This window comes from Paenibacillus sp. 05T425 (assembly GCF_056396205.1).
In genome coordinates this window covers 380,243-404,750 of sequence record NZ_JBFTLA010000001.1, presented here as the reverse complement: position 1 = coordinate 404,750, position 24,508 = coordinate 380,243, and the positions used below count along the sequence as shown (strand labels likewise).

At 46.7% G+C, this 24,508-nt stretch carries 25 protein-coding genes and 1 pseudogene; 23 read left to right on the top strand and 3 right to left on the bottom strand.

The features are described 5' to 3' along the window. Positions 1-105: 105 nt before the first annotated feature. Together uvrA and AC1DF0_RS01755 are read right to left on the bottom strand one after the other, a co-directional pair. On the bottom strand, positions 106-3,003 hold the full coding sequence (gene uvrA / locus AC1DF0_RS01760) for an excinuclease ABC subunit UvrA (RefSeq protein ID WP_442048680.1): 2,898 nt from the start codon (positions 3,001-3,003) through the stop codon (positions 106-108). A gap of 7 nt (positions 3,004-3,010) precedes the next feature. Continuing rightward, complete coding sequence (locus AC1DF0_RS01755) at positions 3,011-3,967, bottom strand: hypothetical protein (RefSeq protein WP_477572876.1); 957 nt, start codon at positions 3,965-3,967, stop codon at positions 3,011-3,013. A 160-nt stretch (positions 3,968-4,127) separates the two neighbouring features. On the opposite strand from AC1DF0_RS01755, the gene AC1DF0_RS01750 reads away from it, so the two are divergent. From AC1DF0_RS01750 to AC1DF0_RS01700, 11 genes are all read left to right on the top strand, one after another. Continuing rightward, positions 4,128-4,790 (top strand): lysoplasmalogenase, encoded by a 663-nt coding sequence (locus AC1DF0_RS01750; protein WP_442048678.1) that lies wholly within the window; start codon positions 4,128-4,130, stop codon positions 4,788-4,790. A gap of 108 nt (positions 4,791-4,898) precedes the next feature. Beyond that, the gene (locus AC1DF0_RS01745) at positions 4,899-6,506 is read left to right on the top strand and encodes a response regulator transcription factor (RefSeq protein ID WP_477572875.1); all 1,608 of its coding nucleotides are present in this window, start codon (positions 4,899-4,901) and stop codon (positions 6,504-6,506) included. A gap of 20 nt (positions 6,507-6,526) precedes the next feature. Further along, positions 6,527-8,371 (top strand): sensor histidine kinase, encoded by a 1,845-nt coding sequence (locus tag AC1DF0_RS01740; RefSeq protein ID WP_477572874.1) that lies wholly within the window; start codon positions 6,527-6,529, stop codon positions 8,369-8,371. Then, positions 8,368-9,768, top strand: coding sequence for an ABC transporter substrate-binding protein (locus AC1DF0_RS01735; protein ID WP_477572873.1), 1,401 nt, complete (start codon positions 8,368-8,370; stop codon positions 9,766-9,768). Before AC1DF0_RS01740 ends, AC1DF0_RS01735 begins: the two co-directional genes overlap by 4 nt. Positions 9,769-10,563: 795 nt before the next feature. Then, a complete protein-coding gene (locus AC1DF0_RS01730) occupies positions 10,564-12,195 on the top strand; it encodes an extracellular solute-binding protein (RefSeq protein WP_477572872.1) in 1,632 nt (543 codons plus the stop codon). Positions 12,196-12,389: 194 nt separating this feature from the next. Continuing rightward, on the top strand, positions 12,390-13,247 hold the full coding sequence (locus AC1DF0_RS01725) for an ABC transporter permease (protein ID WP_477573124.1): 858 nt from the start codon (positions 12,390-12,392) through the stop codon (positions 13,245-13,247). A gap of 49 nt (positions 13,248-13,296) precedes the next feature. Then, a complete protein-coding gene (locus AC1DF0_RS01720; RefSeq protein ID WP_475823483.1) occupies positions 13,297-14,157 on the top strand; it encodes an ABC transporter permease subunit in 861 nt (286 codons plus the stop codon). Positions 14,158-14,281: 124 nt separating this feature from the next. Then, entirely contained in the window at positions 14,282-14,992 is a 711-nt protein-coding gene (locus tag AC1DF0_RS01715; protein ID WP_477572871.1) for a tyrosine-type recombinase/integrase, read from the top strand. Then, complete coding sequence (locus AC1DF0_RS01710) at positions 14,983-15,408, top strand: tyrosine-type recombinase/integrase (RefSeq protein WP_477572870.1); 426 nt, start codon at positions 14,983-14,985, stop codon at positions 15,406-15,408. Before AC1DF0_RS01715 ends, AC1DF0_RS01710 begins: the two co-directional genes overlap by 10 nt. A gap of 132 nt (positions 15,409-15,540) precedes the next feature. Further along, the gene (locus AC1DF0_RS01705) at positions 15,541-15,750 is read left to right on the top strand and encodes a hypothetical protein (RefSeq protein ID WP_477572869.1); all 210 of its coding nucleotides are present in this window, start codon (positions 15,541-15,543) and stop codon (positions 15,748-15,750) included. A gap of 12 nt (positions 15,751-15,762) precedes the next feature. After that, on the top strand, positions 15,763-15,975 hold the full coding sequence (locus tag AC1DF0_RS01700; protein WP_477572868.1) for a GyrI-like domain-containing protein: 213 nt from the start codon (positions 15,763-15,765) through the stop codon (positions 15,973-15,975). An 86-nt stretch (positions 15,976-16,061) separates the two neighbouring features. Here the strand turns inward: AC1DF0_RS01700 and AC1DF0_RS01695 are convergent, their stop codons facing one another. Next, a complete protein-coding gene (locus AC1DF0_RS01695) occupies positions 16,062-16,244 on the bottom strand; it encodes a hypothetical protein (protein WP_477572867.1) in 183 nt (60 codons plus the stop codon). On the opposite strand from AC1DF0_RS01695, the gene AC1DF0_RS01690 reads away from it, so the two are divergent. The 12 genes and pseudogenes from AC1DF0_RS01690 (at position 16,238) to AC1DF0_RS01635 (ending at position 24,452) form a co-directional block, all read left to right on the top strand. Next, positions 16,238-16,717: a hypothetical protein gene (locus tag AC1DF0_RS01690; protein WP_477572866.1), complete on the top strand. Its 480-nt coding sequence runs from the start codon at positions 16,238-16,240 to the stop codon at positions 16,715-16,717. The two genes, AC1DF0_RS01695 and AC1DF0_RS01690, sit on opposite strands and share 7 nt — an antisense overlap. Before the next feature lie 261 nt (positions 16,718-16,978). After that, entirely contained in the window at positions 16,979-17,422 is a 444-nt protein-coding gene (locus AC1DF0_RS01685) for a WapI family immunity protein (RefSeq protein WP_477572865.1), read from the top strand. 257 nt (positions 17,423-17,679) lie between these two features. Then, positions 17,680-18,138, top strand: a complete 459-nt coding sequence (locus tag AC1DF0_RS01680; protein WP_477572864.1) for a GyrI-like domain-containing protein — start codon at positions 17,680-17,682, stop codon at positions 18,136-18,138. Positions 18,139-18,388: 250 nt separating this feature from the next. Then, entirely contained in the window at positions 18,389-18,982 is a 594-nt protein-coding gene (locus AC1DF0_RS01675; RefSeq protein ID WP_477572863.1) for a chloramphenicol phosphotransferase CPT family protein, read from the top strand. Between the two features lie 240 nt (positions 18,983-19,222). Further along, positions 19,223-19,990 carry a nucleotidyltransferase domain-containing protein gene (locus AC1DF0_RS01670; protein ID WP_477572862.1) on the top strand — a complete coding sequence of 256 codons (768 nt, stop codon included), beginning with the start codon at positions 19,223-19,225 and terminating at the stop codon, positions 19,988-19,990. Positions 19,991-20,193: 203 nt separating this feature from the next. After that, a complete protein-coding gene (locus AC1DF0_RS01665) occupies positions 20,194-20,727 on the top strand; it encodes a hypothetical protein (protein ID WP_477572861.1) in 534 nt (177 codons plus the stop codon). 268 nt (positions 20,728-20,995) lie between these two features. Continuing rightward, the gene (locus AC1DF0_RS01660) at positions 20,996-21,460 is read left to right on the top strand and encodes an SRPBCC family protein (RefSeq protein WP_477572860.1); all 465 of its coding nucleotides are present in this window, start codon (positions 20,996-20,998) and stop codon (positions 21,458-21,460) included. Between the two features lie 252 nt (positions 21,461-21,712). Continuing rightward, positions 21,713-22,336 (top strand): annotated as a pseudogene (locus AC1DF0_RS01655) (DUF3885 domain-containing protein). Between the two features lie 66 nt (positions 22,337-22,402). Beyond that, positions 22,403-22,969, top strand: a complete 567-nt coding sequence (locus tag AC1DF0_RS01650; protein ID WP_477572859.1) for a histidine phosphatase family protein — start codon at positions 22,403-22,405, stop codon at positions 22,967-22,969. A gap of 199 nt (positions 22,970-23,168) precedes the next feature. Then, the gene (locus AC1DF0_RS01645; RefSeq protein ID WP_477572858.1) at positions 23,169-23,786 is read left to right on the top strand and encodes an alpha/beta hydrolase; all 618 of its coding nucleotides are present in this window, start codon (positions 23,169-23,171) and stop codon (positions 23,784-23,786) included. Positions 23,787-24,001: 215 nt separating this feature from the next. Next, positions 24,002-24,283, top strand: a complete 282-nt coding sequence (locus AC1DF0_RS01640; protein ID WP_477572857.1) for a DUF6756 family protein — start codon at positions 24,002-24,004, stop codon at positions 24,281-24,283. A 7-nt stretch (positions 24,284-24,290) separates the two neighbouring features. Then, entirely contained in the window at positions 24,291-24,452 is a 162-nt protein-coding gene (locus AC1DF0_RS01635; protein ID WP_477573123.1) for a DUF6756 family protein, read from the top strand. The last annotated feature ends 56 nt before the right edge of the window (positions 24,453-24,508 follow it).

Below are 24,508 nucleotides of genomic sequence, written 5' to 3'. Positions count from 1 at the left end.
TGAATAACGCTTCCTAAAAAAGAAATCCGACCCGATCCAAGCAAACCTAGTGAGGTTACTTGGAAAAGGACGGATTTCTTTGGTTACTAGATTAAGATTAGCACCCTAACGCGCATAAGTATGCTGAGGGGCAAGCATCTCGCGCAAGTAGCGGCCCGTTAAGGAGTCGCTGCTGGCCGCAACCTCTTCCGGCGTACCGGAGGCGACGACCGTACCGCCTTTATGTCCGCCGTCCGGCCCCATATCGATAATATGGTCGGCAATCTTGATCATATCGAGATGATGCTCGATGATAACGACGGTGTGGCCGGCATCCACGAGCTGGTTCAGGCAGTCGATGAGCCGCTGAATGTCGCGCAGGTGGAGGCCCGTTGTCGGCTCGTCGAGCACGTACAGGTTATGCGAGCCGCGCTTCACCTTGCTCAGCTCGGTGGCGAGCTTGATACGCTGAGCTTCGCCGCCGGACAAGGTAGCCGATGATTGGCCGATCTGCAAATAGCCAAGACCAAGATCGTTCAGCACCGCCAGCTTGCGCGCGATATAAGGCTGATCGTCGAAGAAGGCAACGGCATCCTCGATGCTCATATCGAGCACCTCCGCGATGTTCTTCTCCTTAATGCGTACATCGAGCACGCTTTCGTTGAAGCGGGCGCCCTTGCATACCGGACATACCGCTTCGACGTCGGGCATGAACTGCAGCTGCGTCGTGACCGTTCCTTCGCCTTGGCAATGCTCGCAGCGGCCGCCGTTCTTCTGATTGAAGCTGAAGTCATGCTTCGTGAGCGGACTGCCTTCCGCGCTTGCCGCCTCGGCATACATCTCGCGAATGCGGTCGAAGAAGCCGACGTAAGTGGCCGGATTGGAGCGGGAGCTGCGGCCGATCGGCGATTGGTCGATCGTGATAATGCCGCTAAGCTGCTCATGTCCTTCCAGCGCGTCATGCTCGCCCGGCACGATGCGGGCGTCATGGAAGGTTGCATAGAGCTGCTTGCACATGACTTCGTTAATGAGCGTACTTTTGCCCGAGCCCGATACGCCGGTAATGCACACCATAACGCCGAGCGGAATATCGACGGTAATGTTCCGGAGATTATTCGCCCGCGCGCCGCGGATGGTAAGCTTCATCCCTTGCGGCTGTCTGCGCTGGGCAGGGACCTCGATTCTTCGGGCGCCAGTCAGGAATGCGCCCGTAATGGAGTTCGCCTCGGCGCGAAGCTGCTCGACCTTGCCTTCGGCGATAATACGGCCTCCGCGCCGGCCCGGTCCAGGCCCGACCTCGATAATATGGTCGGCGCTGCAGATCGTGTCGATGTCATGCTCGACGACGATGATCGTATTGCCGATATCGCGCAGCTTCTTCAGCGTATCGATGATGCGCATGCTGTCGCGGGCATGAAGGCCGATGCTCGGCTCATCCAGCACGTAGAGCATGCCCATAAGACCCGAGCTGATCTGCGTCGACAAGCGAATACGCTGCGCTTCGCCGCCGGAGATCGAGTCCGAGCGTCTGCCAAGACTCAGATAGTCGAGTCCAATATCGAGCAGCAGCACGAGCCGCGACTGAATCTCGGCCGTAATCTGACGGCCGATGACTGCGGTTTCTTCCTTGAACGTCAGCCCGTCGAGGAAGGAATGCAGCTCTTGAAGCGACTTTTGGCATAGCTCATGTATATCCGCGCCGCCGACTTTGACATGGAAGCGCTGCGGCTTCAGCTTGCGTCCTTCGCAGTCCGGGCATGTGTGCTCGATCATGACGCGCTTGTAAAATTCTTCTTCAGCAGGACTCACTGCCTTGCGCTTCAGGTACAGCTTATACCACCAGTTGATCATATGGACGAGTCCGCCGTAGCTCATCGGCTTGCCGATATGGCGGGCTTGCGTTTTGCTGATTTCATCACCGGGCGTGAACGGGAATTTCTCTCCGCGCGACCCGTAGAAAATAAGGCTGTGCGCCCAATCGGGCAGCTCCCTGAGCGGGGTATCGAGGCTGAAGCCGTAATGCTTCGCCAAGCTGTTCAGCATCGCCCAGTTCCAGGTCGTATTGTTCGTTCCGAGCATCTTCGGATCGAGCGCGCCTTTGTTGATGCTTTTGTCGGCGTTCTTCACCAGAAACTTCGCTTCCGCGCGCATGAACGTTCCGATGCCGCCGCAGGTGCGGCAGGCGCTGTCCGGGTCGTTGAAGGAGAAGTAGTTCGGCTGCAGCTCGCCGAGCGTCAGATGATGCTCCGGGCAGGCGAAGCCTCGGTAGAAGTCATCGGTATTCACTTGCTTGCCTTCAGGAACGCCGGTAATCTCGAAGCGGATGAAGCCTTCGCCCACGAGCTTCAAGCTGTTCTCGATCGTTTTGGTGAGCAGCTTGAACACGTTTGACTGTACGACCACTTTATCGATCACGACCTCGATCTGATGCTCGATTTCCTCGTCTAGAGCAATCGGGTCGCCCAAGCTGAACCGCGAGCCATCGATGATAACCGTACGGAAGCCTTTGGAGCGAATTTCGTCGAACGTCGTTTCATAGTTCTCGCCGTAAATTTTGTAGATCGGCGCGAGCACCTCCAGCTCCGTGCCCATCGGCAGCTGCTGGATACGATCGATCATTTGGCCGGGCGTCCGAGCCGGAACTTTATGATCGCAGAACGGACAGCCCGCATCGCTTGCCGAGGCGAACAGCAGCCGCAGGAAGTCGTAGATGTCGGTCATCGTACCGACTGTCGAACGCGGATTGACGATCCCTTTTTTCTGCTCGATCGCAATGACGGGAGATAGACCGAAGACGAAGTCGACATCCGGTTTCTTAAGCTGATTCATTCGGCTCTTCGCGAAGGTGGACAGCGATTCGAGGAATCGCCGTTGTCCTTCGCCGTAAATGACTTCGAACGCGAGCGACGACTTGCCGGAGCCGCTGACACCTGTAATGACCGTCAGCTTGTCGCGCGGAATGTTAACATCGATATTTTGCAAATTGTTCTGCCTTGCTCCGCGTACTTCAATAAATTGCTTCATACGTCGATCACATCCCCCATTGCGGTTCGTCCATATTTTCGAATAAATAGGCAGGTTCGCTTAAGCTCACCCGGCTAGCAGGAGTCGCCTTCGTGTCTGATTCCAGCTTAGCGATCAAGCCCTGTTCGGCCAGCCAGTCACAGCCCGTCGTAATCGCTCCCGTATCGAGATCGATGACCGGTTTGAACTTGTGCATGATGTCGATTGCGGTACGAACGTCGGCTTCCTCCTTCAAGTAGGCAAGCACGGGAGCGAATAGCCGTTCGGCTCGCTCGCTCAAATACACGTTAATGCTCTTAAGCGCATCGTTCACTTTCTCCTCGTGGGCATTGGCCGCAACGAGCTCCGAATACACCGTCCGAAAAAAATCCGGGTTGTACGTCAGCGCCTGCTGCACGCATTCGCGCATCGGAATATCGCCATTCAACAGTACCTCGATCTGGGACAGCGTATCGACCATCTTGATGATCCAAAAGGCGCTGTACGTGAAGTCGCGCTTCACGTATTGCCACTTCTCGGCCTTCGCCAGCAGCGCGAGGGAGAAGCAGCTAAGCTGCAGCAGCCGAAGCTGTCGGTCGCGTTCGCCAACATAACGAATCTGCTCGAAGTACGACTCGATGGACGAGTCCTTCGTGAACAGCAGCGTGCTGCGCACGAGCATCGAATGACCGAACGAGCCTTGGACGGTGCGTTCCATATCGCGCTTGAAGTCGTTCCTCGTCGTAATGCTTGCGTTGATCGGCACATCGTTCTCGACGAAGGTCCGATAGCCGTACTTCAGCTTCTGATCGTGCACGATCAGCTTCAGGTCGATGTCCGACTTCTCCCATACCTGATCGTAGGATAGGCTGCCAAGCAAGATGACGGCGATCACTTGGTCGTCTTGTTTCGCTTTGTCGACGAAGGTTTGCAATGCTGCGCGGAAGACGGCAGTCATGGCGTCCGCTTGTGTGTATTGGTTCATATAATTACCTCCATCCTATAGATGCCGCTGCACCTGGAATGCTATCATTTAAATAAGACTTTTTTTCCAAAATAGCGATTTGCTCGTTTCTTGAATTCGTTGCAAGAAATGGAAATCCTGTTTTTCAATACAACACATTTCTGGGAGGTATAAATGATCTATGGCTCGCAAATGGCTCATAGCACTCATTATCGTAATTGGATTGATTCACTTGGCAACGCTGTCGGTCGACAGCACGCCGCTGCACTGGGTATTGAAGCTGACTCCGATGCTGCTTATTATCGCGCTCGCGGTCACTTCCCCGCCTGAGGGAAAGTCGGCTCGCGCTTACAAAACGCTCATTGTGATTGGGCTCGTCTTCGGCATTGCAGGCGACGCGTTCCTCTTGGTGTCAGGCGATACTTCGTTCATGTTCGGGCTTGGCTCTTTCTTGATTGGTCATTTGTTCTATATTGTGGCCCTGCTGCCGCGTGTGCGTTATTCGCTTCTCGGCTTGCTTGCTGGCTTGCCTATTGCTGCCTACTTAGTATTTATGATCATGAAGCTGCACGAGAGCATCATGGCGGACAGCTCCCAAAGCGGCTTGTGGATTCCGGTGCTCGTCTACGTTCTCGTCATCGGCACGATGTTCGTGGTTGCCATTCTATCGCGTAACATGCATGCGGCGATTGGCTCGCTATTTTTTGTCGCGTCGGACTCGATCTTGGCCTGGAATAAGTTCATTGGTGAAGTAACGATGTCCGGCATTCTCATTATGGCGTCGTACTTCACGGCCCAACTGCTTCTGGCAGGCAGCATTGCGAATGTGTTCAGAAGCAAATAATAATACTCTTTTCCAATTATTTTCACCGAATGTGCCGTTCTCAAAGGATGCCGGACAACTTACAATGAAGGTACTAGCCTTATCGGATTCTATTAAAGGGGGATGCGTATGCCTTCGGATAAGATGGAAGTGTTGATCGTCGATGACGAGCCTAGGCAGAGGCGCGGGCTTGCGGCCATGCTTCGCTCCTTGCGTCCCGACTACAGAGTCGGCGAAGCGAAGAACGGCAAGGAAGCGCTCGAGTACGCGAAAGGCAGACAGCTCGACATCGTCTTTACCGATATTCAGATGCCGATTATGAACGGCCTTGAATTCGCCGCAGAGCTGGGCAAGTCATGCCCGAAAGAACCTAAAATCGTTTTTGTAAGCGTATACCATGAATTCGATTATGCCCGGAAGGCGATCCGGCTTGGGGCAAAAGATTATTTGGTGAAGCCCGTGAGCGCGGAAAATCTTGACGGCGTATTGCTGGAGCTGGAGAATCAGCTCCTCCAAGAGAGTTCGGCCATCGCGGAGACGCGGCAGTTGACGGAGGAGCTGGCTCATACAAAGCCGATCTATCTGGAGCATCTGCTATTCAAATGGATGACGGGCGAGCTGGAGACAGCGGAAAAAAAGGAGATCGACCAGCACTTCGACATCCGAGGACATGGAACGGTGTTGATCTTGGAGTCGCATTGCACGCAGGCTTCGGAAGGAAGCCTGGAGTGGCGGAGCATCCTGAAGCGGGCGGCAGCACAGGCGCTTGGCAAATGGGCCATGACGTATATGCTAGCGCCCGAGCATGAGCGAAACAAGCTGTATATCCTTGTCCAGTGGAAGACGGGCGCGCAAGCCGCGGATGGGCTGAAGCAGCTTCAGCAGGCTCTTGCAGGATTGGAGACTGTGCATGATAAATCGATCGGCGCGGGTATCGGCCATGAAACGCACCAGCTTGAAATGGATGTGAAGGGCTGTTACGAGAGCGCGGCGATGGCGCTTGAATATTTGTATTATTTTCGCGATGGCAGATGGGTGTCCGCGGAGCAGCTGCGCGCCGAGATCGGAAGCTGCCCGACGGGCAGCATCAGCGTGAAGGAAAACGGCCGGCTGGAGCAGGCGGTAGCCGGAGGTCAGGTCGAGCAAACGATTCAAGAGTGCATGGCGATATTGGATAAGCTGGCGGCTTCCAGACCTTCACCGTTCCGCATGAAATGCAATGCGATTCAATTGCTGCTCTCCTGCTTGAAGCAGGCTGAGACGATTATGGACGATCGCCATTATGCCTCGCTTGGCCGCGAGATCGAAGAGCAATTGCTTGCGACGGATTCGCTTACAGCAACGAAGGCGACGGCGTCCAGCTTGCTCGGCGACATCGTTAATCAGATGAAGAAGGACAGGGGCTCGCGAAGCGAGCTGATTATGCAGAAGTGCCGCGAATATATCGAGGACAATCTGCATGAGGATCTCGGACTCGAGGTCGTCGCCCAGCATTTTTTTTACAACGCTTCTTATTTCAGCATCCTGTTCAAAAATCACTTCAGCATTTCGTTCACCGATTTCCTTGTAAAGCTGCGTATGCAGAAAGCGCGCTCCCTGCTGCTAGAATCGGATAAGCGAGTGGCTGATATAGCCAAGCAGGTCGGTTACAAGGACATCAAATATTTCAACAAAGTATTCAAAAAAACGTTCCTCTACTCGCCGGAGGAGTTCCGCAGAATGTTCGCCACTACTTAACCCGCAAATGAGGTCAGCCTATGCTCTTGATTCGAAAGCTTGCAGCTCTGGTCGCCAATGCCAAGTTCCGCATTAAGCTGATCGTTTCTTATTTTTTGCTTGTCAGCATCATTATTCTTATTCTAGGATTCACGTACTACCAGATCAGCGCCAGCAACATGCTTATGAACGTGAGGAGCAGTCTGGGCAACGTCGTGTTGAACAACAACCAGCTGCTGGACGAGAAGCTGGAGGCGATACGGGGCAAGAGCGACGTCTTGCCTGTCGATAGCGAGCTCTATCAGATCATGATCGGACTGAAAATGTCGGATAACGAATCGTTATTGAAGGCCGACCGCCGCCTGACGGAACTGCTGTTCCAATATTTCGGGGGCAATGACGACATCTATGCTACCTTCATCGTAACGCGGGACTATACGTTCGGGAACGGAGCGAGGATGTACGTGCCGTCCGCGGGCTTCTTCAATTCGGAGCTGCATCTGCTCGCCGAGCGGGCTCAGGGCGATCTCGCCTGGATTCCGACGTACGACTTCGCCAAGACGTTCAAGGACCGGCATATGGAGACCGTTTCCTTCGAGTACAGCCATCTCATATCTGCCGTTAAGGAACTCAACCTCACCTATATCGACGAGGAAGGCATTTTCCATACGCTCCCGCCGGGGATCGAGCGGCCGGTGCTGATGATTAATTTTACGACGGACGACTTCGGCAAGCTGTTCGCGGATTATGCGGGCAAGAATGAATACCGCAATCTATCCTACGGCATCGTGAGCCCGAAGGGCGACGTGATCGTTCATTCGGTGCATGAGCAGGAGACAAGCCGTGAAGCGCCGCCGTGGCTCGAGGAGGCATACAGGCTCGGGGACGGCAGCTTCGAGAAAGTGATCGACGGCAAGGAAATGCTCATTAACTTCGACAAGATGGAGAGCACGGGCTGGATGTCCTTCGTCGAAATTCCGGTCGAGGACGCGCTGTACGGGCTAAAGTCTCTGCAATCGGTATCGGTTCTGTTCCTTGCGGTTATGCTGCTTGTATCGGCGCTGCTTGCTTACCTGATGTCGATCTTCATTACGAAGCCGATCATTCGGATCAAAAAAGCGATGAAGATGGTTGAGCGAGGCAACTTCGATATTCGCATTCCCGAGAAGGGGCGCGATGAACTCGGTCAGCTGACCCGGATGTTCAATCATATGAACGGAAGAATTCAGACATTAATCGAGGAAAACTATGCTTCAAGGCTTAGGGAAAAGGAAGCGGAGTTGATGGCGCTCAACCTGCAGCTTAATCCTCATTTTCTATACAACACGCTGACGACGATGTATTGGATAGCGGTCGAGAACGGGCAAGAGGAGATCAGCACTATCATGCGCAACTTGGCCGAGATGCTGCAAACGTCTACGCGTAACAAAAACGAGACATGGCCGCTGCGAACGGACCTCGATTGGCTGGAGAAATATATTTTCATCATGGCGAGCCGATTCCAGAATCAGTTCCAGGTAAGCTTCGAGGTGGATGAGAGTTTGCAGGAGATGATGGTGCCGAAGCTGTTCCTGCAGCCGTTCGTCGAGAACGCCATTATTCACGGATTCGCGGAGATTGAGGAAGGCGGTGTCATTGCCGTCAAAGGCTGGTACGAGGACGATCAAGTGATGTTCTCCGTGGAGGATAACGGGGCTGGCTTTGGCAAAGATGCCATGGATCGGATGAAGTCCGGCGAGAGCGGATCTACGGGCATGCCCAATGTAGAGAAGCGCATTAAGCTGTTGTACGGGAACAGTCAGGGGATCGACATCTACTCTCTTGCAGGGAAAGGCACCAGAGTCGTTATTCGTATGGGTTCGCGGACGGGGGGACAACGGAGATGAAGACGATGAGATTCAGATTCGTATGGTTGCTTATGATTTGCGCCATGCTTGGGGCGTCGGGCTGCAGCTTCGTGGAAGGCGGAAACGGCGGCACATCTGATGGGGATTCGGGTGCAGGCAACGACCCGTTCACGTTCGACGGCCATGAAAGGGTCACCCTGACGTATGCGTCTTGGGGATCGCCGAACGAGAAGCAGGTGCAGGAGCGGATCGTCGCAAAGTTTATGGAGAAGTACCCGTGGATCACGGTCAATTATTTGTTCGTGCCGGGCGATTATGTGAAGCGGTTAACGACGCTGTATGCCGCGAACAAAGCTCCTGATGTATTCGTGCTGTACAAGCACACGGCGCTGCAATGGGCGGAACAAGGGAAAATATACAATCTGAACGAGTTTCTGGGGCAAGACGAGGATATTAATGAAGATATGTTAATCCCCAATGCAATCATGTACTGGGCTTCGGGCAAGGTTGCGGGAATTAAGGCGACGGAAGAATCGTTCGCGCTCTACTACAATAAGCAAATGTTCGAAGAAGCAGGCGTAGAGCTGCCCCCTTCGCGTGCGGCGGATGCATGGACATGGGACGAATTCGTTCATTATGCCAAGCGGCTGACGCTTGACGAGGACGGCAACAATGCGTTGTCGCCAAGCTTCAACCCGGGTGAGATTAAGCAATACGGCGTGCGGTTCAACGCATGGGCATGGCATTTGTTCGTGCCGTCCAACGAGGCGAGCGTCATCAAGGAGGATGGAAGCGGTCTTAATCTCGATGAACCAGCTGTGATCGAGGCCGTGCAGCGGTTGGCGGATCTAATCTACGTCCATCATGTAGCACCGTCCCCGATTCAGGAGAAAAGCCTGCCTACGCCGGATATCGCGCTTCAGAGCAAGAAGGTGGCGATGGATATGAACGGCCAGTGGGTGCAGCTCGATCTTGCGGCAACGGGGATCGACTACGGCGTCGGCGTGCTGCCGATGCTGAAGAAGAGCGTGACGGTGCAATTCGGCGAACCAGTCGTGATGTCCCAATCGACGAAGCACCCGAAGGAGGCGTGGTTGTTCTACAAATGGCTGCTCGACGCGGAAAGCGCCCTCGATATGCATGCAAGCGGCTTATGGATGCCGATCGCGAAGGATTATTATACGAAGCAGGAGCTGATCGACAAGTGGGCGACCGTCACTCCCGGCCATGCCGAAGGGTATGAGGATGCCGTCATGCGGCAGACGCTGGAGAACGGAGTCAACTCGTACGATTACTATGTGAAAAATATTGAGAAGATCAATGCCATATTAAACCCCGCGCTGGATCAAATTTTTCTTGGCAAAAAAAGCGCCAAAGAAGCATTCGAGAGCATCATGCCGAAGATTAGCGCCGAGTTTAAGGGGACATATCCGTGAACGGGAGGAGATGGAATAGTGGGATCGGAAATCGGAGGTTGGGGAGGGAACTGCTGCTTCTGCGTTATGAGGGAGCTCACTAAATAGTGAGGAGAACCTCACTATTTGTGGCCGATTTCGGCATGATCGTGCAAGATATGAGGCAAACCTCACTGCTCGTGAACTTAGGTTCATGGCAAGTGAGGTTTGCCTCACTGTTTTTGTATAACAGCTAGATTTGCCTTCAATTGTATGAGGACAGCCTCAATATGAGTGAATATAGCCTCATTTCTTCCCCTGTTCCCCCCTTTAACCCGTCCCTCCCCAGCCCTTTATCGGCAAACCTCAAATTAGTTTCTCAGAACGACACTATACCCGAAATTGTTGGTGTTCGATCATCAATCAGCGATACCGGGCATTACCAGCATCCTAAGCTCAATAGCGGCATTTCGTCGAACTAATTCGGGATGTTCAGCCGAATTGCGCGTGTAACGGCATATCGTCGAACTAATCAAGGCATTTTCCTTCATCATGCCAAAACCGCCCCAATAAAGTCCTGAAATCGAACGAAATGAAGCGTCCAATCACATTCCCCGTAAATAGTTTCCCCAAACGACGCTATCCAACTTATGTGCTGCTCCATCCAGCACCGTCCCCGTCCCTCCTTGAAACCGAACCCAATAAAAAGCTCCTAATCCAATGATTTTCCGAATTGTTGTAAATGAAAGCGTTTGCTAATCTAAGGTTGTCATTCGCTGCAGCGTGAAGACACGTTTCTGAAGGCGGTCCTATAACCGAAAAACTGGAGGAACTTTAATGAAAAAAGCAGTTGCGGGTTTGCTTAGCTTATCTCTCATAGCGACGACAATAATAGCGGGGTGTAGTTCTAACAATACAGATAATAATACAGGCACGAATGCAGGCACGGACGGAGCTTCCGGCAGTAAAGTGAAGCTGACGGCGATCATTACGAAGCATCCGCTGACGCAGGAGCTGTCGAAGATGAAGTGGCTCCAGGATGCAGAGGATAGAGCTGGCGTCGACATCGAATGGCAGGAGGTTACGGCCGACTGGGATCAGAAGAAAGGCGCGCTGCTTGCAAGCGGCGACGTTCCGGATCTGATTGTCGGTCCGAACGCGATTACCGATGCGGACTTCGCCCAGTTCCCGGGCTTGTTCCAGGATCTGACGGAGCTCGTGGAGAAAAACGCGCCGAACGTGCAGACGATGTTCTCCGAGAAGCCGGAAACGAAGGTTATCGCAACGCAGCTCGACGGCAAAATCTACGGTCTTCCGAAGTATCAACGGTTCTGGCCGGGAACGGCAACGAGACAGTTCATTAACCAAAAGTGGCTCGATAATCTCGGTCTGCAAATGCCGACGACGTGGGATGAGCTGTACGACGTTCTGCTTGCCTTCAAGGAGAAGGACGCGAACGGCAACGGCGATCCGAACGATGAGATTCCGATGGACTTCGCGCCAACGGGAACGGTAGCCTTCGGCTTCTTCATGCCGACGGTGCTGCTCGGAAGTCTAGGCATTACATTGACGGACGCGAGCGGCTTCGGGTATTTCGTCGAGGACGGCAAAGTGAAGAACTTCCTCGTCGACGACCGCTATAAGCAGGTTGTGACCTTCCTGAACAAGCTGTACAGCGCGGGTCTTATTAGCAAGGAAGCATTCACGCAAGACTATACGAAATATCAATCCGTTGCTCGCGGCAATGGCGATTCGGCGGCGGTCGGCTTCACATGGGGCTGGGAAATAACGGACCGCGTCGGCAATACGCTTGCTCCGCAGTATTCGTTCATGTCGCCGCTTAAGGCAACAGCGAATCAATCGGAACAAGTATCATGGGACTATGATTTCAACGCGCTTAACTATGGCACGAACATGGTTACGATGTCGGCTAGCACGAAGAACAAAGAGGCAGCGATGAAATTCATCAATGAGCTGTATGATCCGAAGGTGAGTATGCAAGTATTGTTCGGCTCGCTCGGCACGAATATTGAAGACAAGGGCGACGGCAGCTACGCGATCCTGCCTCCTGCCGATGCGGCAATGGATCCAGGCACTTGGAAATGGACGTCCTCATGGGCCGATAACGGTCCGATGTACATCTCCGATTCTCTCAACCTGACGCTTGGCACCGACATGCAGTCCGTTGGCAAGCAGACCGAGCCGCTGCAAGCCGCGCTTGATGCCGTCGACAAGGAGAACGACGTATTGCCTAGCATGTTCATCAAGTACAGCACGGCGGACAACAGCACGCTTGGCATTAACAATACGAACCTTATGAATCTGGCGCTGGCCAAGTGGGCGCAATGGATTACGGCTGGCGGTATCGAGTCCGAGTGGGATGCTTACCTGAGCAACGTGAAGAAAACCGGACTCGAAGATAATCTTAAAATTATGCAGAAGTATTACGACGAGTACATGAGCAAGTAATCAAACGATGGCGTCGCCGAATGCTTCGTACCGATTTTTAAAGCAACGGTCGGGGCATTCGGTTCAGGCGTTAAAGGGAGTAGGGAATGATGGCCGCTCAAACGAAAGTACTGACTCGCAAAAACGTAAGCAACGGCCTCGGAAGGAAGCCGTCGATCATCCTGGAGTTCGTTCGGGACTATCAGCTATGGCTCATGATACTGCCGGCTATCGTCGTCATTATCCTCTTCAACTACATTCCGATGTACGGCATTCAGCTTGCCTTTCGCGATTATGATTTTACGAAGGGGCTCACGGGCGGCGAATGGCGGGGGCTGTTCTACTTCAAGCAATTCATAGACAGCTATATGTTTACCGACTTGATGAGAAATACGATAATTATCAGCTTAGCTACGATTGTACTCGGTTTCCCCGCGCCAATATTGCTCGCGCTGCTCATTAATCAGGTCAGATGGAAGCGGGCGAAGAAGACGCTGCAGACGACCGTATATTTGCCCCATTTTATATCGATAGTCGTAATGGTTGGTCTTATGAACGTGCTGCTCTCGCCTAATTCGGGCATTATCGGCCATCTGCTGTCCTCGCTGGGGATGGGGGAGACGAACGTTCTTGCTTCAACGAATACGTTCGTGCCTGTCTATGTCTTGTCCGATATTTGGCAGCATTGCGGCTGGAACAGCATTATTTATTTGGCCGCGTTATCGACAGTCGATCCGCAATTATACGATTCCTCGAAGATTGACGGCGCGAACAGGTGGCAAACGATTCGCCATATCGATCTGCCGGCTATCCTGCCGACGATTATTATTTTGCTCGTGCTGAGCATGGGCAGCGTTTTGGGTACGGGATTCGAGAAAGTGTTTCTGATGCAAAATGCGCTCAACCTGCCGGTATCGGAAGTTATCGCAACGTACGTCTACAAGATAGGTATTATATCGAACCAGATCAGTTACTCCTCGGCCATCGGTTTGTTTAATACACTAATTAACTTTATCTTCTTATTCGCTGCCAATGCGATTTCGCGGCGAGTCGCGAATATAAGCTTATGGTAATGGGGGCAACGCTATGGGATTCACGCGCAAGATTAACATAGGCGATAAAATGTTCGATACAGCCGTCATCGTGTTAGGCCTTTTCGTTTTCCTGATCGTCGCTTATCCGCTATACTTCGTCATTATCGCCTCCGTTAGCGATTCGACGCTTGTGGCTACAGGAAAGGTTACGTTGTTCCCGAAGGGGTTCAGCACGTTCGGCTATAACGAGATTATGGGCGATTCGCGAGTATGGACAGGGTACAAAAATACGATTTTGTATACGACGCTAGGCACGTTCGTGAACTTATTGTTCACCCTGCCTGCGGCCTATGTGCTGTCACGGAAGGAGTTCCGCGCACGACGAGTGCTGATGCTCGTATTCGTTATTACGATGTTTTTCAGCGGGGGACTTATTCCTACTTACTTGCTAATGAAAGGCCTGCATATGACGAATACGATGTGGGTATTCATCTTCCCGTTCTGCGTCAACGTGTACAATCTGATCATTACGCGTACGTTCTTCGAGAGCTCCATTCCGAAGGAGCTGTACGAGGCGGCGGCGATGGATGGCTGCTCGCACTTCGGCTTCTTCATGAAGGTGGCGCTACCTCTCTCCAAGGCGGTCATCTCCGTCATCGGACTCTATTATTTGGTGGCGCATTGGAATGATTTCTTCACGGCGCTCATTTACGTCAGAAGCAACACGCTGCAGCCGCTTCAGATCGTACTTCGGGACATCTTGCTATCTAACCAAGTATTCTCGGGTGGGGCTGGCGCTGGCGGAGCATCGGGAGGTTATGCGCAGAAGTATGCGGACCAGATCAAATACGGCGTGATTATCGTGTCGACGCTGCCGATCCTGTTCGTCTATCCGTTCATCCAGAAGTACTTTGAGCAAGGCGTCATGATTGGTTCGGTGAAGGGGTAAGTTTGGAAACAGTAAACGTATAGAATTCCGAAAGCATCGGAGGTTGCAGGGCCAGTTATGGCCCTGGCAGCCTCTTTTTTATTTTCCAACAATTTCAAATATGATATGCTGAAGGAGGAGGACTATGGAACTATATGTATCGAAGAGGAACGAGCAGGAGCTTCAATTGAAGACTCGCTCTTATTCGGAATCCGATATTGCAACAATAAGACAATTGAAGGGGAGAAGGTGGATACCAGAGCAAGCGGTTTGGGTTATCCCGTATACGCAGGAATTAATAGAACAATTAATAGCGAAATTTGCGAGAGACGTCTTGCGGATCGACAACAAGTTGTTGGAGGAGGATGAACGGTTTCGGCAGAGCATCGCCGCATCATCTGAACTGTCAACAGGACATGATCGAGAGGCTGAGTTACAGAATATCAGCTGGCAGCAGCAGTTGCGGCGTGAACTTCAATTGCGAAATTATAGTTCTAAGACGATCAAGGCTTATTGCGGACAAGTCGAACGGTTCGTTTCTTATTCTATCAATCATGTTTCAATGAGCAATGATGAACTAGTGTCCAACTATACGCTATCGCTGCTCGACCGCAAATGTTCTTCGTCATACATCAATCAGGCCATTAGTGCGGTGACGTTCTATTACCGTAACGTTGTGCGTATCTCCCAACCAGCTTCCTATGTCAGACCGAAGAAAGAGAAGAAGCTGCCAGACGTCTTAACCTTGAATGATATTCTGAAACTATTTAAAGCCGTTCCTAACGTCAAGCATAAGGCGATTCTTTATCTCGCTTATTCTTCCGGATTGCGTTTTTCGGCGAAGTCGTGCGTCTAAAAATGCAAGATATCGATAACGAGCGCCGAACGGTTCGAATCAAGCAGGGGAAAGGGAAGAAGGATCGATACTCCCTTCTGTCCGATAGCGCCTATGAGATGGTTAAGATTTATGTGAGGGAACAGAAACCTGAAGGATGGCTATTCCCCGGACAAGCGTCTGGGCGTCACCTCGCGGAGCGGTCGGCGCAAAAGATGTTCGAGCAAGCGATGAGAATGTCAGGCATCTCCAAGAAGGCCAGCATTCATTCACTTAGGCATTCGTTCGCGACACATCTGCTGGAGAAGGGAATCGACCTGCGTTATATTCAGCAATTATTGGGTCATGCGAACATTAAGACGACCGAAATCTATACCCATGTCAGCGTCAAAGACATCAGCCGCATTCGCAGTCCGCTGGATGATGCGGATTTGTAATAGGTGAGGCCTACAAATACGCAAACCCACCTCCTTCAGCACCCTATCCGAAAGACGCAAACACCTACGATTATAACAGCGTTAGCTGAAACACCACAAAAACTTATTAAAACAAAAAGACGGAGGTATTACATGAAACCTGAGGTTTTTGAATTTCAAGAGAAGAAAATAATTGGAATTGGAAACATAGAAAGTCCTATAAACCCTGGAGAAGTTTGGCCTATTTTCTTTTCCAGAATTCAAGAAATAAATGGTCGTAAGAATACTCCTGAAACTCTTGGAGTTATTAAGAGAAATGAACCTGGGTATGTAGCTGGGATAGAAGTTGAACAATTAATTTAAATTCCAGAAGGTATGTTTTCTTATGTAATACCAGCTGGTCAGTATATTGGAATGACGCATAAAGGTCCATTAAGTAAGATTGGTGAAACATTTTATATTCTTATTGGGTGGCTAGCATCAAATAAATTTGAGCAACATGACATTGTATGTTTTGAAGTCTATGATGAAAGATTTAAAGGTGAAGACCCAGAAAGTGAATTCGATTCTTATATTCAAATTAAATGATTTGTGAAGGATAACTCTAAGAAGTGTGGTGCATCAGCTAACACCATATTCACACATCGGGCATTCGCCCTCGGTCCGGCACGAAGTTAGAAGTGGAATCGAAGAGGCATTTCAGCAGCATTGAAGTAGATCCAGCCGTACACATCCGCACCGACTAAGCGCATCGCGCCCGGCAGCTTCGCTGCCTTAAGTCGGTGGGACGTCGTGAATACAACAACGTTATCGGAAATTCCCAAATACCACTTAAGGAGCATACATTTCAATGGCAATCTATCTTCCACCATTATTTTGTGGAGTAGCTGCAAAGCTTAAATTAATTAAAGATTTGAATTGGAATGAAGTACATATTCCTCATTATGAAATATGTGAGGTTGTAGATATTATTGGATGGACATATGTTATCAAGCCAATGGGTAATCAAAGTCACATAAATCATAGAATGAAAAATAGTATAATGCTCGAATATTTTGAAATCTTAGAAGAGGGATATAAAGAATGGATTGATGAGAGTAGAAAGCTTTTGCAGGAAAATACATACCTCAGGGCAAGGCAAATTAAAGATATAAAGATACTCGTAAGTAAAAGCGAATCATTTAATGTAGTGGGAGGATCAGAATATTATTGTATTAGGGATAATTCTGATAATGGTAGAGTTCATTGGGATTTATTTGAAGTAAAAACAATTGAAAAAACATTGAGATTAAAAGACGAAGAGTTCATGGAGCACATGGAGATAATGTAAGAATCACAGGGAGTTGGGAACTTCCGATAACACCATATTCACGCATCGGGCATTCGCCCTCGGTCCGGCGGGAAGATAGAAGTGGAATCAGAGAGGCATATCAGTAGCAGGGAAGCGGAATCAGCCGGACACATCCGCACCGACTAAGCGCATCGCGCCCGGCGACATTCGTCGCCTTAAGTCGGTGGGACGTCGAGAATACAACAACGTTATAGGAAATCCCCGCAAGAGCTCAAAGGTCAAAAGAAATGAGGGCAGAAAATGAACCAATTCCAAATCAATGGTGAGAATAATCAGTACTTAATTATTCAATTGGAGAAGATACATGGATTTCCAGACGCTACATGTCATTCAGGTGGTTATGAGACAGAGAGTTCGATAAAAATTAAGAGCGGTAGTTACTACGCTTCAGGATCAGTATGGATCTCTACAGGTGAAATCTATTCATTTAAGAATCAACTAAAAGATATATATGAGAAGTGCAGTGGGGAAGCAAAAATAACAAACAACGATTTAGAAGCGACCGTTACAATAGAAAATCGGGGAAGAGTAATAGTTGAAGGAAAGTATAAAGAATTTCCATCAATTGATAATGAATTAATATTTTATTTTGAAGCGGATCAGAGTTACATAGCAAAGACACTTGAAGAACTAGAAGGAATAACTTTGAAATATGGTGGAATGAAAGGAATAAATGATCTGTAAGGAATTCTAAGAAGGCGGGAACATCTTATAACACCATATTCACGCATCGGGCATTCGCCCTCGGTCCGACAGGAGTTAGAAGTGGATTCGGAGAGGCATATCAGTAGCGAGGAAGTATATCAGCCGGACACATTCGCACCACCTAACCGCATCGCGGCCGCCCTTCGGGCTTAAGGTGGTGGGACGTCGTGAATACAACAACGTTAGCTGAAATAACTGCAAGACTATAATAAAAATAATCAATGGGAGAGATGATGATGAAAACTAATCAAATCGAAATCGTTACTTTAGAAACAAAGTATTTTATCGGAGTTCCGGTGACAAATACATTCCAAAGATTTGATTCAGAAAGAATGATAGAGACAAACCAGCTTTTTCTTGCAAGAAGGAATGAAATTATAGGAACTATTAATGAGCAAGAATATGTATGTCCTCATTTTGCTAACGATATATTGTTTACATATATTTATTGTATGGAAGTTACAGAAATTAAGGGAATTCCGAATGGAATGATTGGATTCCACGTACCGAGTCAACGATATGTCAAGGTAAGATCAGCAGATCAAGACCCATATGCACTAAGCAAGGAATACTTGAAAGAAAAAGGTCTTGAGAATAACACAAGGTCACTAGCACTAGAAGTATTTAGATTTGGAGAAGAACAGCACTTCAATAATGCAGATATCTATATACCAATAGTAGAAGGGAATTTGTAAGTTATACAGGGGGACAGTTACTTCAGCTAACACCATATTCACGCTTCGGGGCATATGCTCGTCGGTCCGGCAGAAGTCCGAAGTGGATTCGAAGAGGCATTTCAGAAGCAGGGATGCATGATCAGCCGGACACATCCGCACCACCTAACCGCATCGCGGCCGTCCTTCGGGCTTAAGGTGGTGGGACGTCGTGAATACAACACGTTATCTGAAAGATACGCTATGATTATTTTTTGAAGGGATGATTAAATTGAAGCAAGGGATATTAGTTTATTTAAATGGAACGTCAAGTTCTGGAAAGACCTCCATATCGACTGAACTGATAAATCAGAAAGAGATTCCTTTTTATCATTTATCAATTGATGATTTTTTTAATAATTACAATGATTTTATTAATAATAAATTTCCAGATGAACCTCCAAGAGAAATAGATCATCAAGTTGTCTCACAAATACTTGATGATTCCATATTCTCAGTATACCATTCGACAATTAAATTGTTATCAGAAGTGGGTTTTAATGTAATAGTAGATACCGTAATCGACAATGACAAGAGGTTTAATGAGTTTCTTGATCAATTTTTCGATCAGCCTACGTTATTTATAGGTGTAATATGCTCGAAAGAAGAACTCATAAGAAGAGAGCAAGCAAGAGGAGATAGAAGAATTGGACTCGCAGCTTCACAGTTTAGCAAAGTATATTGCTTTGATGAATATGACCTCGAAGTAAATACTGAAGAGATGAATCCAATAGAATGTGCCGAAAAGATATTAAGTTTTATTAAGTCCAATAAGGAATACTCGGTTTTTAAGAAATTAAGTAAGAGAGATGTTAGTGTTTCATAGAAGGCGTATTCACCAGATAATACCGTAACCACGCTGCGTCGCTTTCGCTTCTTGGTTCAGTCGAAGCAGGAAGAAGAGGTACGTAGAAGTGGATTCAGTAGCAGGGAAGATTATTCAGCCGGACAACCTTGTACTGCCTAACCGCGTCGCGGCCACTCCCTTCGGTCGTTTAAGGCGGTGAAGGTTCGTGAATACAAAAAATGTTAGTCGAAAGAAGTTCTTGGTTTAGGAGGAGTCTATATGATATTAGAAAAAGTTATAAATAGAATTGTAATACAAAGTGAATATAAGGATTTTGTTGATAAGTATATAGATAATATTCTTACCGAATTTAAAGGTAAGATTCATAGCATTTATATGTGTGGCTCGATTCCAAAAGGAACTGCTAAACCTTTTAAGTCAGATGCAGACTTTACTATTGTATGTGTAAATCCCAAAGATATTGATTACGAAAGATTGTCAAATATTAAAGACAGACTTTTGGAAGAATATCCAGTAGTAACTAAGATTGATACGATAATTTGCTCGATTGACGATGTATTAAGTAAACCAAATGAGTGGGGTTTTTGGGTTAAAATAATTTGTGTTTGCATATATGGCCATGACGTTGGTGAAAAAGTACCACCGATAATTATTTCTCCAGAGTTCATTTTAGATTTAAATACAGAGACCAAGGAGGAAGTAGATCGTATACATAGTTTACTTTCTAATGCTAGTGAAAACACAATGAAAACTAGATATATTAAAGGTTACTCTAAGAGATTAATTCGTGCATTATACTCTTTGGTTTTAGAAGATACAGGTGTATGGCAAGATGACATTATTAAGATGAAGAATGCCATATTAAACTATTGTGAGATTGACTCCGCTTTAGTTGATTATCTGTATGCATGTTACTTAGATAGTAATGTACTCGTTGAAGAGTTTCTGGGAATTGCAGATGAAGTATATAGCTATTTTGAGAACGCCTTAAATACAATGGCTGCTTCAAGAACTTCCTTCGGCTAACACCATATTGACGCTCGGGGTCACTCTGAGAAGTTAGTGACCACATCCAGCCCCCTATGCCGGTCGGTACGTCACTGCATTAGGTGTTCGGCAAGCCTCACAACTATAAGCAGCGGCTCTAAGGGGCCAGGACGTCGTCAATACAAACATTATATGAAATCTTCAAATGCTATTAAATCTAAAACAAAAAAGGAAAATACAGAATGTCCCTAAATTTATATCATTATTTTGATAAAGACATAGGACCATTTAAGAACTTATCGAAATTGACAGATGAAGCAGCTGAAGAGGTCTCAAACAAGATCAGACTTGAGGGAGAAACGTTTGCAAGCCAACGCTCAAAAGATTACATGCATATTAGAAGAGAATTGGAATATAAAGCTCACGCACAATTCATCACAAAGGGGGGCAAACCACAAAACACCTATCCTCATTATATGACGGTGGAAGCATGTGAATGGATTGCATTATGGTATAGGAATCCTGGGGTGGTCGTTATACCTTTGGGAAAATTTTCAGAAGAATCAATTAGTTTTACCTATGGAGATCTATTCCCCACGATGAGATATGAAGATAGTAAGTCGTATCGAAAGCAAGTCTATACAAAGAATGAAATCATAGAAGTTATAAAACAATTTGGGTTCCCGCAGAACTGGAACGTAAATGGGGATCTAGGGCCGGAGAGATATATAGAAGTTCAAGTATGGGATGAAGAAGTAATAAAACAGTATCTGTAGGATTGACTGAGGGTCGAAGACTTCATCTAACATCATATTTACGCATCGGGCATTCGCCCTCGGTCCGGCAGAGGATGCATCTCGATGAAGCATTTCAGTTTCGTGGAAGCGGAGTCAGCCGGACACACCCGCACCACCTAACCGCATCGCGGCCGGTCACTTCGTGACATTAAAGTGGTGGGGCGTCGTGAATACAAGAACGTTAGTCGAAATCAGTGCTTTGCGAATAAAGATATAAACCATAAGTTACTTAACGAGGTGTCGTCGTTTGGTCATTGTTACTACAGAAGTCCTCATTGATGCGCCAATACAGCATTGTTTTGACTTGGCGAGAAACATCGATATTCATACACAAACTGTATGGAAACATACAAATGAAAGAGCGATCGAGGGAACGACAGCAGGCTTGATAGGTATAGGAGAACATGTAACATTTCAAGCTAGACATTTTCTAATTAAACAGAAGTTAACGTCCAAAATCACAGAATACAAAGAACCCTATTATTTTGTAGATGAAATGGTAAAGGGAGCATTCAAGAGTCTAAGACATGAACATAAATTTGAAGAACAAAACGGTAAAACATTAATGAGGGACAAACTAACATTTGAAGCCCCTTTAGGGATCTTTGGATGGATTGCAGAAAGAATCATACTGAAACAATATATGAAGCGCTTCTTAGACCATAGAAATCATCAATTAAAAGCACTGGCAGAAGTGAAAGAAGAGAGCTGATTGAAAGCAAATTCAAGAGGGAAATGACTTCAACTAACACCATATTCACGCTTCGGGCGTACGCCCTCGGTCCGGCGCGAAGTTAGAAGTGGATCGGAGAGGTTTTTCAGTTTTGGGGAAGTAGAATCAGTCGGACACATCCGCATCACCTAACCGCATCGCGGTCGCCCTTCGGCTTAAGGTGGTAGGACTTCGTAAATACAACAACGTTAAACGAAAGATCACTTGAATAAGACAAAATGAGGAGATCAGATGCTAAAGCAAATTCAAGATTACTTAAACGATAAGTTTCCTGAATATTGGAACGATATCAACATTCGATTTGAGTTAGGTGAACCATATCGAAATGGATCAAAGCGTAGAATTAATCAAGTAAACAAAAGAGTAAATACAATTTTTGAAGAGCTTTTCAAACCCACAGACTTAATATATCTAATAATCAAAGACTGGGGAACTTATGAGGACCCCATGTTTGGCAATACAACACCCGAATATCTCTATGAATTACTCCAAGGAAAGATAGGGGAAGAAGGAGTACTATTTGATATTGATGAAGATGAGGATGAAGAGGGAAATAGCATAGAAGTTTAAATTGAATATCGCTTCAAAGTCATTGAGGGTTTGGTTTCTTCAATTCCATATAAAAAAATTCTTGAAGGAATTTCTCATTATGAGCAAGGAAGAGAACCATCCATTGGACAGAGAGTTTACATTTTAAGCAAAGAGAAGAGCATTTTATTTCATATGTACGATGATAGAGGCTGCATCGCTCACGCCACTTCAACGGAACATTTAAAGCCTCTATATGTGAAGTATAACGATTGGATTGTGGATTACTGGAGAGAATATTTTGATGGCATTTTCAAGGATGTGTAATCCTTCTACTAATACCATATATGAAATCACAGTAATATAATAAGTTAGTATTTCAAGGAGGATTATATGAAGACCATTATCTATATGGTTAGGCATGCTGAATCACCATACAATGAAGGAACCGAAAGAACAAGAGGACTCACCACTAAGGGCAAGGGCGATGTTGAAAAAGTTACAGAAATTCTTAAAGGAGAAGGAATAGATATTATTATATCTAGCCCGTATAACCGAGCAATCCTGAGTATTGAGGGATTGGCACAATACTTAGGATTAGAAATCAAAACATTTGAAGATCTCAGGGAAAGGTATTTTGCTGGAGAAATTATTGAAAATGCTGAGTTAATGTCTGTTATTAAAAAGGGATTTAATGATTTAGATTATTCTTTACCGGGTGGAGAGTCTAATTCTGATTGCCAGAATAGAGCGATATCAGTGATAAAAAACATATTAAAAGAACATTCTGGGCAAAAAGTAGCTATTGGAACACATGGACTTGTAATGACTTTGATGATGAATTATTTTGATTCAAGTTATGGTTTGGATTTTTTAAATCAATTAAAGAAACCAGATATTTATAAATTACGTTTTGAAAATTTAGAATTAAAAGAAGTAATAAGACTGTGGAATGAATAGAGATATTGTGAGATTGATCGAAGAGGAATGCGACATCACATAACACCGCATTCACGCTTCGGGCCGTTCGGATCATCGATCCGGACCGAAGATGAGAAGCAAGGAAGCAGTTTCAGCCGGACATATCCGACATTTGTCGGACGTCGAGAATGTAAGAACGTTAGACGAAATCACCAGATGCTTGAAAGGATAAATAACCATGAATAGAAGTATAATAACTATTCCTTCATATTGGGGAATCGAATTAAAACAAAAATATATTCAATTTCAAGAGCATAATTCAAAACTAGTTGTTTTATTTCCAGGCAAGAATTACCCCTGTGAGTTACCTCTTTTATATTATGCCGGATCTGCAGCGTTGAAAAGCGGATATGATTTATTGTCATTAGAGTATGGATATCAAGCTGCAAGAACGAGTTTTGAAATAAGTGATTTGCATAAAGTAATTGAAGAAAGTGAAGAGTCAATTAATCAAATAATACATAACTATAAACAAATTATCTTTATTAGCAAAAGCCTGGGAACAGTGGTGGCTGGAGAAATCAATAAAAACCTTAAAAAAACAATCAAACATATTTACTTAACTCCTCTGAAGGATACATTGCCTTTTATTAATTCAACAGATTCAATAGTAATTTATGGAGGAAAAGATGAAGTATTTAGTAAGGAAATGGCTGAACAAATTGAATTAACTGATACAAGAAAGAAGATTGAAATTGCAAACGCAAATCATGGATTAGAGACAAATAACATTGAAGAGAACCTATCAATACTAAGACTACTAGTGAATACATATATGGAGTTTTTAAGGCCGTAGAATTTTTGAGTAATGCAAGGTGACTTCGTCTAACATACTTCGGGGTATTCGCCCCTAGGGAAGTTAGGTTCGAAGATGTATTTGGCAGTAGCAGAATCCAGCCGCACTGACTAACTGCATCGCGGCCGGCGATCGGTGGGACGACGTGAACACAATTACGTTATATGAAATACGAGCAGATCGATAATTTAAGAAATCAATTGAAGGAGTTTTATATGGACTCTTTATCAGTTCGACTGGAAATTGAAGAATTAATAAAGAAACTTCAAACAGACAGGGAAGAGCTATTTGAAGTTAGGAAAGACCAGTGGAGAAGTATTATGAAAATTATTGAAGAACGGTTCCTAGTGAAGACTCATTATACACATGGATTACATTGGGGATGGAATAGACTTAAAGAACCTAAATATTCAGTAAGGTTTGTCGAACAGCCATATAAATATATTAAAGATATTATTGAAGATCAGTATATCTGGTTTATTGTAGAAGACCTTTGACCTAGTAATTCCTGAGCTATATCATCTAAGGGAATATTATTTGGTCTCCAAGAAATATCAATGGCTTATTTGTGAGGACCATCATGAAGTTATTTATCTATCGGGACAGGAAATCGTTGAACGAATGAAGACATATGAACAAAAGAACATTGAAAAAATGTTTAAGTGAATGCTAACTAAAGATGGCTCGCACTTCATAAAACAAAAACATACCGAAGGAATGAA